The 16,144-nt window shown below is 39.1% G+C and carries 15 protein-coding genes; 7 read left to right on the forward strand and 8 right to left on the reverse strand.

The features are described 5' to 3' along the window. Positions 1 to 59: 59 nt before the first annotated feature. From earP to E2H97_RS08120, 5 genes are all read right to left on the reverse strand, one after another. Complete coding sequence (earP, locus tag E2H97_RS08100; protein WP_133406674.1) at positions 60 to 1,211, reverse strand: elongation factor P maturation arginine rhamnosyltransferase EarP; 1,152 nt, start codon at positions 1,209 to 1,211, stop codon at positions 60 to 62. Between the two features lie 67 nt (positions 1,212 to 1,278). Then, a complete protein-coding gene (gene fldA, locus E2H97_RS08105) occupies positions 1,279 to 1,803 on the reverse strand; it encodes a flavodoxin FldA (protein ID WP_133406675.1) in 525 nt (174 codons plus the stop codon). Positions 1,804 to 1,857: 54 nt separating this feature from the next. Further along, on the reverse strand, positions 1,858 to 2,136 hold the full coding sequence (ybfE, locus tag E2H97_RS08110; RefSeq protein WP_133406676.1) for a LexA regulated protein: 279 nt from the start codon (positions 2,134 to 2,136) through the stop codon (positions 1,858 to 1,860). 1 nt (position 2,137) lies between these two features. Next, positions 2,138 to 2,359 carry a DUF2788 domain-containing protein gene (locus E2H97_RS08115; protein ID WP_121839812.1) on the reverse strand — a complete coding sequence of 74 codons (222 nt, stop codon included), beginning with the start codon at positions 2,357 to 2,359 and terminating at the stop codon, positions 2,138 to 2,140. 101 nt (positions 2,360 to 2,460) lie between these two features. Continuing rightward, positions 2,461 to 3,225: an alpha/beta fold hydrolase gene (locus E2H97_RS08120; protein ID WP_133406677.1), complete on the reverse strand. Its 765-nt coding sequence runs from the start codon at positions 3,223 to 3,225 to the stop codon at positions 2,461 to 2,463. 228 nt (positions 3,226 to 3,453) lie between these two features. Here E2H97_RS08120 and seqA point away from each other — a divergent pair, with 228 nt between their 5' ends. Together seqA and pgm are read left to right on the forward strand one after the other, a co-directional pair. Then, the gene (gene seqA / locus E2H97_RS08125) at positions 3,454 to 3,993 is read left to right on the forward strand and encodes a replication initiation negative regulator SeqA (RefSeq protein WP_133406678.1); all 540 of its coding nucleotides are present in this window, start codon (positions 3,454 to 3,456) and stop codon (positions 3,991 to 3,993) included. An 11-nt stretch (positions 3,994 to 4,004) separates the two neighbouring features. After that, a complete protein-coding gene (gene pgm, locus E2H97_RS08130; RefSeq protein WP_133406679.1) occupies positions 4,005 to 5,648 on the forward strand; it encodes a phosphoglucomutase (alpha-D-glucose-1,6-bisphosphate-dependent) in 1,644 nt (547 codons plus the stop codon). 44 nt (positions 5,649 to 5,692) lie between these two features. Here pgm and E2H97_RS08135 read toward each other — a convergent pair whose 3' ends face one another. The 3 genes from E2H97_RS08135 to cmoA form a co-directional block, all read right to left on the reverse strand. After that, positions 5,693 to 7,150, reverse strand: coding sequence for a hypothetical protein (locus tag E2H97_RS08135; RefSeq protein WP_133406680.1), 1,458 nt, complete (start codon positions 7,148 to 7,150; stop codon positions 5,693 to 5,695). 233 nt (positions 7,151 to 7,383) lie between these two features. Beyond that, positions 7,384 to 8,376, reverse strand: coding sequence for a tRNA 5-methoxyuridine(34)/uridine 5-oxyacetic acid(34) synthase CmoB (gene cmoB, locus E2H97_RS08140; RefSeq protein ID WP_133406681.1), 993 nt, complete (start codon positions 8,374 to 8,376; stop codon positions 7,384 to 7,386). Continuing rightward, a complete protein-coding gene (cmoA, locus tag E2H97_RS08145) occupies positions 8,373 to 9,104 on the reverse strand; it encodes a carboxy-S-adenosyl-L-methionine synthase CmoA (RefSeq protein WP_133406682.1) in 732 nt (243 codons plus the stop codon). The genes cmoB and cmoA overlap by 4 nt, the downstream gene beginning before the upstream one ends. A 129-nt stretch (positions 9,105 to 9,233) precedes the next feature. On the opposite strand from cmoA, the gene E2H97_RS08150 reads away from it, so the two are divergent. From E2H97_RS08150 to ruvA, 5 genes are all read left to right on the forward strand, one after another. After that, a complete protein-coding gene (locus E2H97_RS08150; RefSeq protein ID WP_170308265.1) occupies positions 9,234 to 12,020 on the forward strand; it encodes a transporter substrate-binding domain-containing protein in 2,787 nt (928 codons plus the stop codon). Between the two features lie 125 nt (positions 12,021 to 12,145). Further along, positions 12,146 to 13,927: an aspartate--tRNA ligase gene (gene aspS / locus E2H97_RS08155; protein ID WP_133406684.1), complete on the forward strand. Its 1,782-nt coding sequence runs from the start codon at positions 12,146 to 12,148 to the stop codon at positions 13,925 to 13,927. Between the two features lie 74 nt (positions 13,928 to 14,001). Continuing rightward, complete coding sequence (locus E2H97_RS08160; protein WP_133406685.1) at positions 14,002 to 14,748, forward strand: YebC/PmpR family DNA-binding transcriptional regulator; 747 nt, start codon at positions 14,002 to 14,004, stop codon at positions 14,746 to 14,748. Between the two features lie 246 nt (positions 14,749 to 14,994). Continuing rightward, positions 14,995 to 15,516, forward strand: coding sequence for a crossover junction endodeoxyribonuclease RuvC (gene ruvC / locus E2H97_RS08165; protein WP_133406686.1), 522 nt, complete (start codon positions 14,995 to 14,997; stop codon positions 15,514 to 15,516). Next, positions 15,513 to 16,130: a Holliday junction branch migration protein RuvA gene (gene ruvA, locus E2H97_RS08170; protein WP_133406687.1), complete on the forward strand. Its 618-nt coding sequence runs from the start codon at positions 15,513 to 15,515 to the stop codon at positions 16,128 to 16,130. The genes ruvC and ruvA overlap by 4 nt, the downstream gene beginning before the upstream one ends. Positions 16,131 to 16,144: the final 14 nt, after the last annotated feature.

The raw sequence follows: 16,144 nt of genomic DNA on the forward strand, positions 1-16,144 counted from the left end.
CCTGTATTGCAGGTATCAAAAATTGGCTGATACCTTTATTTCTTTTCAGTTGCTGGATTCTAGCGTTTTTTAACAAACTCCACCAGTCGAGATGCTAAATCTGAGCCATTAAGAGCCTTGTTAGGCCAGTTTAGGCTATGTGATAAAAGCGCTTGTTCGTATTCTTGCAATTGCTGCCAGTAAGTTACAATGTGTTGTTCTTGGTCTTGATTGAATGCAAGGCTTAGGTTCTGATAAGCATTTACAACACTATTAGGTAAAGAGTCTAAATAACGGCTATTAAACGCTTCTAGCTTATCGATGTGAGCATGTTCATCTTGAGGATAGATATGCCACAAGAATGGCTTTTGCGCCCATTGTGCTCTTAAGAACGAGTCTTCACCTCGGACAATATTAAAATCACAACTGGAAAGTAATTTGTCGTACCCTTCTTGGTCCGTCATTGGCAATATGTGTATCTGCAGCTTTCCTACAGTAAAACAATCACCAATATTCACATTTTCAACTTGACCTTGAAAAGCGGGCAGCAGGCTATTCAAGCTTCGACCTAAAGGAACCAATAAGTGAGTTTCACTGTCAAGCGTTTGCCAATATTTACATAAAGCTTTTAAAGCGGAAGATTCATAACTGAATACGCTAATCACTTTAGTATTTGTTTCTTTAAGCTCTATGCCAAATTGTTTTAGATACTCACTACGTTCCAAATCATGGTGTTTTGCTATAGTCAGCTGATTGTGTTCACAGATCAAACCACCGCTTTTAGACGTAAAACCTGGGAAGTAGAAATACTTTTTTACACCAGAGTGATGCAGAGACTGTAGGCCATGACAGTCTTCTATCCATGATTCAGCACTTAAATATTCAAGGTTTAACCATACAGGAGCATTAGTTTTATCTTCTGCAAGTTGCTCGATTATGGATTCTGGAATTTCACAGGCAAAAGCTTCAATCAACGCTTCACCAGCTTGCCAGCTATTAGGGTTGATATTATCCCATTTTATAATGGTAATGGCATTGATTGTTTGTTGATTAAGGTTAGGGTTGAGAGCAGGTAATATATGTTGAAAACTATTTAAGTCATCAACCCACAACTTAATTTTAAGATCATATTCTTGGGTTAATTGTTTTGCTAAGCGCCAAGTTACACCTATATCTCCATAGTTATCAACGACGCAACAAAAGATATCCCAGTGTTTTGATTTTTGTGTCATAAGTCCACTAAAAATAAAAAAGCGGCGCTAATAGCACCGCTTTAAATCAATTTCTTATATTGCTAAATTAAGCGAATTCAGCCATGCACATTTCTTCGTAGATTTGCTTAACCCACTTGTCGACGCGTTCTTCGGTCAATTCAGGTTGACGATCTTCATCAATACCAAGGCCAATAAAGTGGTTTTCATCAGCCAAGCCTTTCGACTCTTCAAAATCATAACCTTCTGTAGGCCAGTGACCGACAATGATACCACCACGTTCAGAAACGATATCTCCAACCATGCCCATAGCATCTAGGAAATATTCAGCGTAATCTTCTTGGTCACCACAACCAAAAATAGCGACTAATTTATCAGTAAAGTCGATTTGCTCAAGTTCCGGGAAAAAGTCATCCCAATCACATTGTGCTTCACCATAGTACCAAGTAGGAATACCAAAAAGGAGTAGATCAAACTCAGCAATTTCTTCTTTGGTACTTTTGGCGATATCTTTTACGCCAACCATCTGCTTACCAAGTTTCTTTTGGATCATTTTGGCTACGGCTTCAGTGTTACCTGTATCACTGCCGAAAAATAGACCTACAGTTGCCATTGTTTTTCCTTGTGTTTCTTGAACTTAATCAGTGTTTAACTAACTTTCGATGAATCAATTCAAATCACTGAGTTGTGCGGTTAGCATTGTCTCAATGAGTTGACTCCGACTGATGTTATTTTCTTCTGCGAGTTGGTTGAGTGCATCAAATAAATCTTGAGGTACTTTTAACTCGATACGCTTTAGGCCTTTGGCCTTATCTCTGAGGACTTGATTCCTCTTATTAACCTTTAATTGCTGCGATCTCGTCAGTGGATTGCTTCTTGGTCTACCACGGCGTTTTTCAGTTGCAAAAAGGTCAATCGTTGTTCTATCAGATTGTTCTTTTGCCATGTTACCCAATCCCAGAGGATTCCCAGTAGAATTGGATTATACCTTTTGCAATAAATCCAGCACAGCCCATAAATAAAACTAACCAAACCATGTAGCGGCCAAATTTTGGCACTTGACCTTGCTTTAAAACGTCATGGATAGCCATGCCGATGAAGAAAAAAATCGCAGCGAAGAAAAAATTAAGCCCTACAGCTTCAAGCTGCTCAATATACTGCGTCAACATTCTCTCTCGCTTTACTGTTTTATCACAGATAATTTATCCGGTTTTAATGGGGGCGGAATATACCATATTGCCCGCGATTGTTAAAATGGATATTCAGATTTTTAGAGCTTTTGAGTGTCAATAAATTCTTTCACGATGCGATTAAATATTGTTGGCTTTTCTGCATGAAGCCAATGTCCGGTTCCATTTATGGTTTTTGCTTGAACGTTTGGAAACTGGCTGATGATTTGTTGGCGGTGTGCTTGAGTCACATAATCAGAGTCACCGCCACGTATAAATAAACATGGACCAGCATATTGCTTACCTTGATATGGCCAATCAATTAAGGAGTCATAGCTATTAATAAGGCCATTCAGGTTCATTTTCCATTTAAAGCCTTCGTCTGTTCGTTGAAGGTTTTTCAACAAAAATTGTGCTGTAGAGTTTTCAATACCAGAGTCTAAAAGGTGTTGAAGTGCAGCACGACGGTCACTACCTTGATTCAGTGGTAAGCTCGTCAAGGCATTAAACACGGTATCATGACGTCTTGGATAGCTGGCTGGGGCGATATCGGCTGCAGCTACACTTAGGGATTTCTGTGGGAAATTAAGGCTAAAGGCTAAAGCTGCTTTCCCACCTAATGAATGACCAACCAGATGGGCTTGTTCAATATTTAACTTATCGAATACTGTCAATAATTGTTGACTAATGATATCAAAGGATAAGTCATCAATGTGCGAACTTAAGCCATGATTAGGTAGGTCAACTCTGATCACTTGGTAGTTAGATTCTAGGTGTGAAGCCAAGTTTTTTAAGTTATCTAAATTACCAAAAAGACCATGAATCAAAATTATGCTCGGGCCTTGTCCGGAAACGATATAGTTCATAATGTGTTGTTGATGTAAATGTAATTTTATCCATTGTCCTAAATTTTAACCCTTTGTAGAAGTTTATCAGAGTTTGATTTTTAACCAGTTAAACGTTTGTGGTTTTATCTAGCTCTTTTTTTCATCAAATATCAATTCCAAACGGGTGACTAGCCATACAAAAATCGGTATCTTTGATCTATTGGGATCGAAGATCCAAACTCATAAACTGCAAAGGAATATGAACGTATGAAATATATTGAGGTAGATGAGGAACTCTATCGTTTCATTGCTGGAAAAACTGAACGTATTGGTGAGAGTGCATCTGATATTCTTCGTCGCCTTATTGGCATGGAAGTAGAGTCTGTTGAGTCTCCAAAACCTCAGCAAATTGATGAGCCGAGTTTAGAGCAGAAACTTGATACAACTGAAGATAATGTATCAAGCACTGATATCGAATTTGCCTCTTTATTTAATGCAGATGATCTAGCGAGCCAAAAAGGAGCAGTTGGTCGCTTTATTTACGTTTTGGCACAATTACATACAGCATTACCAGAAAAGTTTATTGAAGTTTTACAGGTTCAAGGTCGTGGTCGCTTGTATTTTGCTACTTCAAAAGAAGAGCTACTTAAAGCGAGCAAGTCGGCAAACCCTAAGCAAATAGGGCAAAGCTCTTACTGGGTCACGACAAATAACAATACCGCAAAAAAACAAGCTATTTTTGCCGAGGTATTGGTTCGATTGGGATGTGAAGCTGAAGCTGCGCAAGAACTTGTTCAGTATATTTAACGGAGAAAGTTGTGGCGTTACATGAAAGAGCTGGTCAGAAGGCTCAACAACAAGATTTAATTAATATCCCTAAATTGATGAGTCAATATTATCGATTGATCCCTGACGCAACAAATCCAGAACAGCAGGTCAGTTTTGGTACCTCAGGTCATAGGGGCAGTTCGTTAAAATCCAGTTTCAACCAAAATCATATTTGGGCAATCGTACAGGCGGTAGTTGATTACCGAAAACAACAGAATATTAATGGACCGTTGTTTCTTGGAATGGACACTCATGCTTTGTCTCATGCTGCTTTTATGTCTGCAGTTGAAGTTCTGGTTGCAAATGATATCCAAGTTATTGCTCAGTTAGATGAAGGTTATACACCCACTCCAGTTGTATCACATGCCATCATAACCGCTAATACAAAGTCTGAGCAATTACATGATGGCTTGATTATCACCCCATCTCATAATCCTCCTCAAGATGGTGGGATCAAATACAACCCGCCGCATGGGGGACCTGCTGAAGGTGAAATAACGTCTTGGATTCAAAACCGAGCCAATGGTTATTTACTTAACCAACTTGATGGTGTGAAAACACTCAATTATGGAATCGCATCTAAGTTAGATTTGGTTGACTGGCGAGATTTAATCACACCTTACGTTAAGGATTTAGCTTCAGTCATTAACTTTACAGCTATTAAAGAGTCAAAAGTTCGTATTGGCGTCGATCCTCTTGGTGGTTCAGGGATTCATTACTGGAAACCGATTGCTGAAGAATTCGGAATTGATATAACGCTGGTTAATGACGTGATTAATCCAAGCTTTGGTTTCATGACTTTGGATAATGATGGAAAAATCCGTATGGATTGTTCATCACCTTATGCAATGCAAGGGTTATTGGCGCATCAAAATAATTTCGATATTTGTTTGGGGAATGATCCTGACTACGATCGTCATGGTATTGTTTGTCCGAATACTGGTTTGATGAACCCAAATCATTATTTGGCGGTTGCTATTGATTATCTAGTTACTCATAGACCTGAATGGAGTAAAGATCTAGGTATCGGTAAAACGCTAGTATCAAGTGCAATCATTGACAAAATTTGTGCTGAGCACGACAGAAAACTGGTTGAAGTTCCTGTTGGTTTTAAGTGGTTTGTTGATGGTTTAGCCCAAGCAAAATTAGCGTTTGGTGGAGAAGAAAGTGCAGGTGCAGCCTTTTTAAGAAAAGATGGTTCTACTTGGTGTACTGATAAAGATGGCTTTATTTTAGCTTTGTTAGCAGCAGAAATTTATGCTGTAACAGGTAAAACTCCAGCACAACGATACCAAGAGCTAGAGCAAGAATTTGGTAACAGTTTTTACCAACGTGTTGATAGTCCTATTAATGCCAAGAAAAAAGCAAAGTTTGCTCAATTGTCTTCTGATTCCTTCAAAGCAACTCATTTGGCTGGCGCGGAGATCACGGCTATTTTATCCCATGCTCCGGGCAATAATGCGGCTATCGGTGGTATCAAAGTAACGACTAAAGACGCTTGGTTTGCTGCCCGACCATCAGGTACAGAACCTTTATTTAAGCTCTATGCTGAAAGTTTTGTTTCTGAGCAGCATTTACAGCAAGTGTTGGAAGAAGCTCAAGAGTTAATTGCTGATGCGTTAGCAGCACTTTAGTTGGTTTTTAACACTAAAAAAGGAGCTCTGTGTAAGCTCCTTTTTTATTCCGACCTTTTCTTCTTTAGAGCGGATTTTTTAGTTGTTATAATTTCATTTAATTTAAAAGAGTGCCCAAGTATCATCTTCAATCGTTGCTGAATTGTTCGCCGTGATTCATTAACCACAAGTACTTCAAATGTTTTTCTTGACGAAATTTCAGATTTTTCAATGATCAAGTTCGCCAAATCTTTTTGAAATAATTCTTTATATAATCCAATGTTTTCTATAAAAAAATTAGGTGTTGAGTAAATATAGTTGGTAAAAACATTTGATGTGTTTTGATACTCTGATGATATTACTATTAAAGAAATGTTCAAATTATTATTGAAGATTGTTAGTGCCAGTTTGGCTCGATTGATTTCGATTTGTTGTTGATAATTACTCGCTATCTGCTCTCTTGTTCCAAAGGTAGCAGCTTCTAATTCCAGTTGTTGTTTCAACCATTTTTGTAACCAAATAGAAGATAAGCTACTGCTATCAGAAAAGTCCATAGCCTTGCTGGTTAAATAAAATTGTGGAGAATCAGCCATTACTGTTATTGAACGCGCTATATGTCGAATTAACCTTGTAGCTCGTCTGTGGCTTGTGATCATGGCTGGAGTTTCAAGGCGAACATCTGCGAATTGTTGCCCAATAATAGGGTATCTAATGATTTGGCTTTGAATCTTAGCTTGTGTCGTTTGTAGATATAAATGACCGAGAAGTCGTTTGTGATACCACAAGCGATAAAGGTTAGGAGTAATTTTTTGTTGTGATATTCCTAACTTAGTTAATTTATCAAAAGCATTACTTAACAATTCTTGTGACTTAATTTTGGTAAATTTGGTTTTATGAGCGTTCTTTAATTTTTGCCCGATATTCCATGGAGCAATATTTCTCGTTTTTGTTTTACTGTCGAGATATTCTGCAATATCTTCAGACTTGCTTAAAATATTGTTATGTAGCTGCTGTTCAGCAACGTTTCGATATCCCGCTTGCTGAGCAATGGCATTTTTAAGCTGTGCCCAACGTTTAATTAATCCTAATGGGCGAGAATAAAATTGTTCCCAAACCCGTTTGCGGCATGATGCTATCGATTGATTTAATAAATAGGAATGTAAGCTTGAAGTATCGGTTATTTGTGAAGACTTTACTAAAAGACATGACCTAGAGGGCGTAACCGCGGATTTTTTTTCAGACCAATGCTGAATTTCAGCTTCTACAATACGCAACTGTGCAGTTTGATTAACAGATGCTTGTGCACTTCGGGATTGGCTCAACCTTAATCCGAGTTGCTGATATTTGGCATTTTGATTGTTCGTTAACTGAGTAATTAACGTCTCAACTTCAGGCCGGTAAAGTAATGAACGCCAAGCGTCACTTAGTTTAATTTGACAGTTAAGGATTTCATCAGTAAATAGCTGACTTTCAGGCAACGTCATAAAATTCATTATGGCGTCATTTAAGTTATTTATTTTCAAGCTTTGTTGACTGAATGATTCGGCAGAATAGCTCACTCTGTTATCGTGGATAAGTGGTCTTAATTTTAAATTCTGGCATTGCCTATTAAGCATCTTAAAGGAAGCAATGGCTACAGGGTTGATTTTATGTTTTATTTTTTTTGCTTTAACAGTGTTTGCTGGGGTAGGTGCAGCCACAGCAAACCATATTAGAACTATTGGGATAAGATATCTATTCACCCTTGAATGCTCGCTTAAACCAAGTCGTGATTGGGTTCATTCTTTGTAGCAATAATAGTTGCTCGTTTAGGCGCAGGATATCCCTCAACAGTTTTCGTAATGTCATTAGGGTCGAGATATTCAACTAAGGATTCATTTCTCATCCATGGAGTCCGTCTTTGTTCTGCAAGCGATGTCACATCTTCATCGACGCACCTTACGTCAATAAAGTCACATTTCTCTAGCCATTTAATTAAGGCTTTGACTGATGGCAAAAACCATACGTTATTCATTTTTCCATAGCGATCATCGGGAACTAAAACGGTGTTTTCATCGCCATCAACCACTAAGGTTTCTAACACTAATTCACCGCCTGTTCTTAATTGATCACGCAACTGTAGTAAATGATCAATAGGAGAGCGACGATGATATAGAACGCCCATGGAAAATACGGTATCAAATGCGTCGAGTGGAGGTAGCTCTTGAATTCCAAGCGGCAGAAGGTGAATAGGTAAATCAGGATCTGTCAGTCGTTTAACCGCTTCAAATTGACATAAAAACAATGTTGACGGGTCAATGCCAACGACACGTTTTGCCCCTGAACCAAGCATACGCCACATGTGATAACCGCTACCACAGCCAACATCTAATACGGTTCGATTTTTTAGGGACGTAATATGTGGGTTAACGCGATCCCACTTCCAATCACTGCGCCATTCGGTATCAATATGAATGCCATGAATATGAAATGGACCTTTGCGCCAAGGGTGAAGTAGTTGCAGCAGGTTTTCTAATTTCTCTTTTTCTCCATTAGATAACTGGTTACCTGAGCCAATAGTGACACTGTTTTGTAAATCGAGGTGATCTGGTGCTGGGTAATTCAGCTTATTTAGGATTTTTTCCCACTTTGGCAGATTGCCGTGCTTATGAGAGCGCTGCCATTGACCAAGTAAAGAGGGAATAGTTTCTAACCAATGTTGCAAGTTAGAGTCTGATATCTGCTGATAAAAAGAACTAAAGTTGATCACTTAATTGCCACCATAGATGCAAAATTAAAACACTGAAACCAGATATTGAAGTGTTGAAAGCCAGATGCTTGAATACGAGATTTATGAGCTTCCAAAGTGTCGGTTCTCATAACGTTTTCTAACGCTGTGCGCTTTTGACTAATTTCTAATTCACTGTAGCCATTGGCACGTTTAAAGTCCAAATGTTCGCCATCAATAAAGTGTTGAATAACGTCATCCTCAAAGTACAGCTTTTCTGATAATACTAATATGCCACCTGAGTTAAGCCCATCATATATTTTCTTTAACAGGGCAAGCCTGTCCTCAGGAGACAAAAACTGCAAGGTGAAGTTGAGAACCACCATTGAAGCATTGGATATTTGGATATCTCTAATATCCGCACAAATTAATTCTACAGAAGTGTGACTCTTATAAGCACTGACATTTTCGTTGCAGCGTTCAATCATAGACGGACTGTTGTCAACCGAGATGATTTTACAATCCTTCTCTTGGATGTTGCGTCTAATACTAATAGTAGCAGTACCCAATGAACATCCAAGATCATAAATATTAGAGTTTGGTGTTACATACTTTGCAGCCAGATCTCCAATCGTGGATATAATTTGGCTGTAGCCTGGGACTGAGCGGCGGATCATATCATCAAATACGCCAGCAACTTTATTGTCAAATCGAAATTCTTCTATGCGCTTCGAAGGTTTTGCATAGATTTTGTCTTCATCGTAATTCATCAGGGAACATTAAGATTTGGAGATAACAGAGTATTTTACAGAAATCAGACTAGTAATTTGAAGAAAAATTTTGTCTAATAAAAATGATAACAATAAGCAAACATATAGATAACAAGATAAGGATTGGTCTTGAAAAATCAACTAAGAATATGTTTTATATTGCTGTGTAGCTTATGCGCGTTTAATGTTCATACAACTGAAAAGCCGATTTCAATTGCAATTAGCGATGATGCTTACCCTTATTTCTTTGTCGATGAGCAAGGTGAAGCCGCGGGCTATTTTGTTGATTTATGGAAAGCTTGGTCAAATCAGGTCAATCGACCTGTTCATTTCGTTGCAACAAGCCTAAAAGGTGCCATAAACGGAGTCAAATATGGAGATATTGATGTCCATGCAGGCCTTGCAAAAATAAACAAACATCAACACTTATTTCAATATTCACTCCAGATTGGCAGCTTGGATACTTTTCTTTATAAACATGAAAAAATTAATACTGAATCAGATCTTGAAAAAGTAAAGCCTTATTCAGTAGGCATTGTCAATGGCTCTCTAATTCCGCCTGTGTTCAACAAATACAGTACTAACTACAGTTATAAGCGTTTTCCAAATTATTCTAAACTGATAAATGCAGCATTAAATGGCAGTGTGCTGGTTTTCGCGGCTAACCGTATTGATTTGCAGGATGTGTCCAAACAAGAGGAGTTTAATCGGCTTTTCCCTTCAGATAAGCGCTTGAAGTTAGAAAGTGTACCTATTTATGCCGCAGTTAGAAAAGGTAAGACCGATTTATTAATGCAAATCAATGAAGGCTTTAAGTTACTCAACTCGGAAGTAAAACAAGATATTCATAATAAATGGTTAGGTGAAAACAATCATAGAGCACAAATCACAGTCGCATTGCCCGCAAATTATAATCCTTTATCAACAATCGGTGATGATAATTTGCCATATGGGATGTACGTTGATATGTGGCGTGAATGGTCTAACAAAGTTAAGTCGCCTGTGAAATTTGAATTTATGGATACGGCAGAAGCCATGTCGGCGCTAAAAAGTGGAATTATAGATGTTGCGTTACATGATATTAGTCAAGATGAATTAACTGTTGCATGGCGTCTATACGAAATGAAACATAGATTATTTATGTTTCAAAAAAAATTACCTTCGTTGGATAACTTAAAAAATACAAGGATTGGAGTTATTGGGGAAATCAAGTATTCGGAAGCTTTAAAACGAAAGCTTCCGAATAGTAAGATTGTTAAATATCAAAACATTGATGCGGCTTTAAAAGCGGCTGAGCAAAAGAAAATTGTAGGCTTTATAGCTCCAACTGCATGGGCTCAAAACTACTTGTTGAAAAATAAGCATTGGGCCAATTTCGTTCAAGAACCCAGTGTTGAGTTTGTAAGCCCTGTCTACGTTCTAGTTCAAAAAAATAATGTAGGTTTAACCAATAAAATAAGTCGCGGCTTTAATCTTTTGAGTTACAAAAAGTTAGCAAGTATTGAGAAAAAGTGGATATTGAACCCTGACGATCATTTTTATATTTCTGATGGTGAGGTTCTCAATATTTCCTTGAAGCAAAAGCAGTACTTAGCAACGATAAATAGCTTGAAGTTTGGTTATTTGAAAAAATGGGCGCCTATGGAATTTATTGATGAAGAAGGGCAATTCCAAGGCATTAATGCCGATATTGTTTCGTTGATCAATAAGCAACTCAATATACCTATAGAAGCTGTTGCTTACGATGATTGGGTATCACTGTATAAGGCTTTGCAAGCAAAAGAGATAGATTTTGTTGGAAGTATGGCCTCCAGAAAAGACGAATCTGGTCTTCACTTTACAAAAGATTACTGGCCTTCTCCATGGGCTATTACCACAAAATCTGAACATTCGGGCCTATTGAATCTAGACCAATTGCAAAATTCAAAAGTTGCTATTGTCGAAGGTTATGCTTTATCTTCTAGGTTGATTCAAAATCGGCCAGATTTAAAATTCACTATCGTTGCCGATAGTGAAAAGGGAGTACAACTTGTTGAAGAAGATAAGGCAGATTATTTTATAGATAAGTTGATCAGTCTCTCCTCGTTGATAAATGATAAAGAATATTACGATCTCAAAGTCTCATTAATTCCTGGGTTAGAAGTACAAAGAAGTCATTTTGGTGTTTCTGATGATTTCGAGCCACTAGTGCCATTAATCGATTTGGTTATTGCACAGATGGATCAATCTACAAAAAACGCAATATATAAACGCTGGGTGCCAGACGCCAATGTTTCGCATGCTTATGTGTATCGTCGTTGGGTGATTATTCTCTCTATCATTACGGTTATATTATCACTGACTTTTTTGATGTACTGGCTCGCAAACAAGCGAATTCAGCTCGAAGTCAATCGAAGAGAAAAGGTTGAGAAAAAAATCCACTTCTTAAATAACCACGATAATCTGACAGGACTAGTGAATAGACGATTACTTGATGATCGTCTTACAAATGCGGTTTTATCCAATAGCCGCGAACAAACACGTTTTGCCGTTATGTTTATTGGCATTGGTAATTTCAGAATGGTAAACGAAGCGTTAGGCTATAGTGCTGGAGATAGTTTGCTAGTGGGTATCGCCAATGCCTTATCTGGAACAATTCGACGCTCTGACACTTTGGCTCGTTTTAGCAGTGATGAATTTGTAATAATTTTAAATCGTGCTCAAGAATTCGAGGCGGTTTGTCAGGTTGCAGAAAATATATTGGCGGCATCAGGAAGAGTCATTGAAGCACAGGTGCCTGATATACCTCTCACAGTTAATATCGGTATTGCTTTTTATCCTAATGATTCTGACAACCCTATAGAGTTATTAAAACAGGCAGATCGATTGATGACATTAGCGAAGGAAAGCAACGAAAGTAGCTACATGACAAGTTAAACAATCTCTTTAGCTGAATTCTTAAACAACCAAAGTGATAATTGCTTTGGTTGTTTCGTTTTATTCAATATAATACTTGCTATTTCGTATTCAAAAATACTTGTCTAATAAAGGATAAAAACTCAATGCGCAGTCATTATTGTGGAGACGTGAACAAAGCTCACGTTGGGGAAGAAGTAACCTTAGTTGGTTGGGTTAACCGTAGTCGCGATCTTGGTGGCGTTGTGTTTTTAGACTTGCGTGACCGTGAAGGTTTAATCCAAGTAGTTTACGACCCTGATTTGCCAGAAGTATTTGAAGTTGCAAGCTCTCTTCGTGCTGAGTTTTGTGTGCAAGTTAAAGGTCTTGTTCGTGCTCGCCCAGATAGTCAAATCAACAGCGACATGAAAACTGGTGAAATTGAGGTTCTAGGTAAAGAGCTGACTATCATTAACCGTGCTGCACCATTGCCACTAAGCATGGATAATCACCAAAACAACAGTGAAGAAGCACGCTTAAAGTATCGTTACCTAGACTTACGTCGTCCTGAAATGACTGACCGTTTGATTTTCCGTTCTAAAGTAACCAGTGCTGTTCGTCGTTTTCTAGATGACAATGGTTTCTTAGACATTGAAACGCCAATTTTGACTAAAGCGACGCCAGAAGGTGCACGTGATTACCTAGTACCTAGCCGTACATACAAAGGTCAATTCTTTGCACTGCCGCAGTCTCCTCAAATCTTTAAGCAGCTGTTGATGATGTCTGGTTTCGACCGTTATTATCAAATCGTAAAATGTTTCCGTGATGAAGATTTACGTGCTGATCGTCAGCCTGAATTTACTCAAATTGATATCGAAACATCATTTATGACGTCTGAGCAAGTCATGCAAAAGACCGAAGATATGGTTCGTAAACTTTTCAACGATTTACTAAACGTAGACTTGGGTGAGTTCCCACGCATGAGCTATGACGAAGCGATGACTCGTTACGGTTCAGACAAGCCAGATTTACGTAACCCACTTGAGCTTGTTGATGTTGCAGACATCGTTAAAGATGTAGAGTTTGCAGTATTTAAAGGACCTGCAAATGACGAAGAAGGTCGTGTAACGGCACTTCGCATTCCTCAAGGTGCCAAACTTTCTCGTAAGAACATTGATGAATACACCAAATACGTTGGCATTTACGGTGCGAAAGGTCTAGCTTGGATGAAGATCAATGATCTTGATGCTGGCATGGAAGGTATTCAGTCTCCAGTATTGAAGTTCCTAAACGAAGATATCGTTAAGCAAATCATTGATCGCACTAAGGCGGTTACTGGTGACATCATTCTATTTGGTGCCGACAAAGCTAATGTTGTTGCTGAATCAATGGGTGCACTTCGTTTAAAAGCAGGTGAAGACTTTGATTTATTAGAAGGCGAGTGGCGTCCACTTTGGGTTGTTGATTTCCCAATGTTTGAGAAACACAACGGTAGCCTACATGCGGTTCACCATCCGTTTACCGCTCCTCGTGGTATTACTCCTGAACAACTTGAGGCAGATCCTGCTAACCAAGTATCAGATGCCTACGATATGGTTTTAAATGGTTGTGAGCTAGGTGGTGGTTCAGTTCGTATCCACGATGCTAAGATGCAAGCGGCAGTGTTCCGTATTCTTGGTATTTCTGATGAAGAAGCGGAAGAGAAGTTTGGCTTCCTACTTGAAGCACTTCGTTATGGTACACCACCTCATGCAGGTTTAGCATTTGGATTAGACCGTATCATTATGTTGATGACAGGTGCACAATCAATTCGTGACGTAATGGCATTCCCGAAAACTACTACTGCGGCATGTCCATTAACTAATGCACCTAGTTTTGCTAACCCAGAGCAATTGAAAGACTTAGGTGTAACGGTTGTTGCTAAAGAAGAAACAACTGAAGAAGCGTAATCGTTAAGCGCTGATCAAAACAAATTTTACCGAGGCTATATGCCTCGGTTTTTATCTAAAGAGAAGGAGGCAACATGGCTGGACACAGTAAATGGGCCAATATTCGACACAGAAAAGCCGCCCAAGACGCCAAACGTGGCAAAATTTTTACTAAGCTTATTCGTGAACTAACTGTAGCGGCTCGTGAGGGTGGTTCTGACGCAGATTCAAATCCACGCCTACGCTCAGCTATGGATAAAGCGCTTGGTGCAAACATGACTCGTGACACCATGGAACGTGCCATTAAACGCGGAGCAGGTGAGCTAGAAGGTCAGCAACTAGAAGTCATCATTTACGAAGGTTATGGTCCGGGCGGTACAGCGGTAATGGTTGAAACCATGACAGATAATCGTAACCGTACCGTTACTGGTGTACGCCATGCGTTCAATAAATCTGGCGGTAACTTAGGTACTGACGGTTCAGTTTCATACCTGTTTACCAAGCAAGGTATTATTTCGTTTACTTCTGAAGTGAATGAAGATGCGTTGATGGAAGCTGCATTAGAAGCTGGCGCTGATGACGTTGTTACTCATGAAGATGGTTCTATTGATGTTATCACCGAGCCTTCAGAGTTTTATCGCATTGTTGAAGAAGTTAAAACCGCAGGTTTTGAGCCTGATCATGATGAAGTAGCTTTAACAGCGTCTACTAAATCAGAGTTAGATGCAGACACAGCAGCGAAATTTATACGGTTGATTGATATGCTTGAAGAGCACGATGATGTGCAGGAAGTGTATCACAATGCTGAAATCTCAGATGAGATAATGGAACAGCTACATTAAAAACTTCTCCGTGTGTGAAATATTACTGTATCAAAAAGGAGCAATAGAGTGAACGTCAACAGGAGCTTACATCCATGTACTGACGGCCGTGACGTCCTGTCACGGACAGTTTCCTTATCACTCTATTGCACCATCGGTATTCATTGAATATTTTTTAAATTCACACCCGAGATAAATGTAGAGTTATATTTTTGGGAGCTATAAAAGGTTTTCATCATTGTTGGATAGTGAAAATTAAGGCGGGATATGCCAATTATATTAGGAGTCGATCCCGGCTCCCGAATTACTGGATACGGTGTTATCCAGATCCAAGGTAGGCAGCATCAATACATTGCCAGCGGTTGTATTCGTACCAGTGGTGATGATTTATCTATGAGACTCAAGCAAATCTTTGATGGTTTGCAAGAGATCATTCGTCAGTACAAACCTGATGAGTTTGCCATTGAGCGCGTGTTTATGGCGAAAAATGCCGACTCTGCGCTAAAGCTTGGTCAAGCAAGAGGTGCCGCGATAGTAGCTGCTACAGCAGCAGACTTGTCAGTTGCTGAATATTCAGCAACTCAAATTAAAAGTGCTGTTGTAGGAACTGGGCGGGCTAAAAAAGAGCAAGTTCAGCATATGGTCCAGCATTTATTACAATTACCGGCGGCGCCACAAGCCGATGCGGCAGATGCACTTGGCGTAGCTTTATGCCATTATCATACAATGCAAAGTTTGGTCGCTATGGCTGGTCAAGCAAAATCAAGAACATACGGAAGATATAAATGATAGGTAGAATTGCCGGAGTATTAATCGAAAAACAAGCACCAGAAATTTTAATTGATGTAAAAGGTGTCGGATACGAGCTTCAAGTGCCACTAACTTGTTTTTACGAATTACCAGAGCTGGAACAAACTGTCAGTTTATATACTCACTTTGTCGTTCGTGAAGATGCACAGCTACTTTACGGTTTTACTACCAAGCAAGAACGTGCATTATTTCGATTACTGATCAAAACCAATGGTGTTGGACCTAAACTGGCATTAACCATTCTGTCAGGTATGTCTGCTGCCGAATTTGTTGCTTGTGTTGAGCGTGATGATATTGCGACTTTAGTAAAACTTCCGGGTGTGGGTAAGAAAACCGCAGAGCGTTTGTTAGTAGAAATGCGAGATAAGCTTAAGAGTCTTATGGAAGCTTCTGCTGGTGGTGAGCGTGAATTCGTTCTGAAATCTGATTATACACCTAAGCCAGAAGAGAACGATGCTGAAAAAGATGCGATTGCCGCATTGGTTGCCTTGGGTTACAAACCTACTCAAGCGAGTAAAGCCGTTTCTACTGTATTCCAAGAAGGCTTGGATTCAGAGTCATTAATCAAAGCTGCATTGAAGTCGATGCTTTAACCATTAAAGGACTG

This window comes from Parashewanella tropica (assembly GCF_004358445.1).
GTDB classification, from domain to species: domain Bacteria; phylum Pseudomonadota; class Gammaproteobacteria; order Enterobacterales; family Shewanellaceae; genus Parashewanella; species Parashewanella tropica.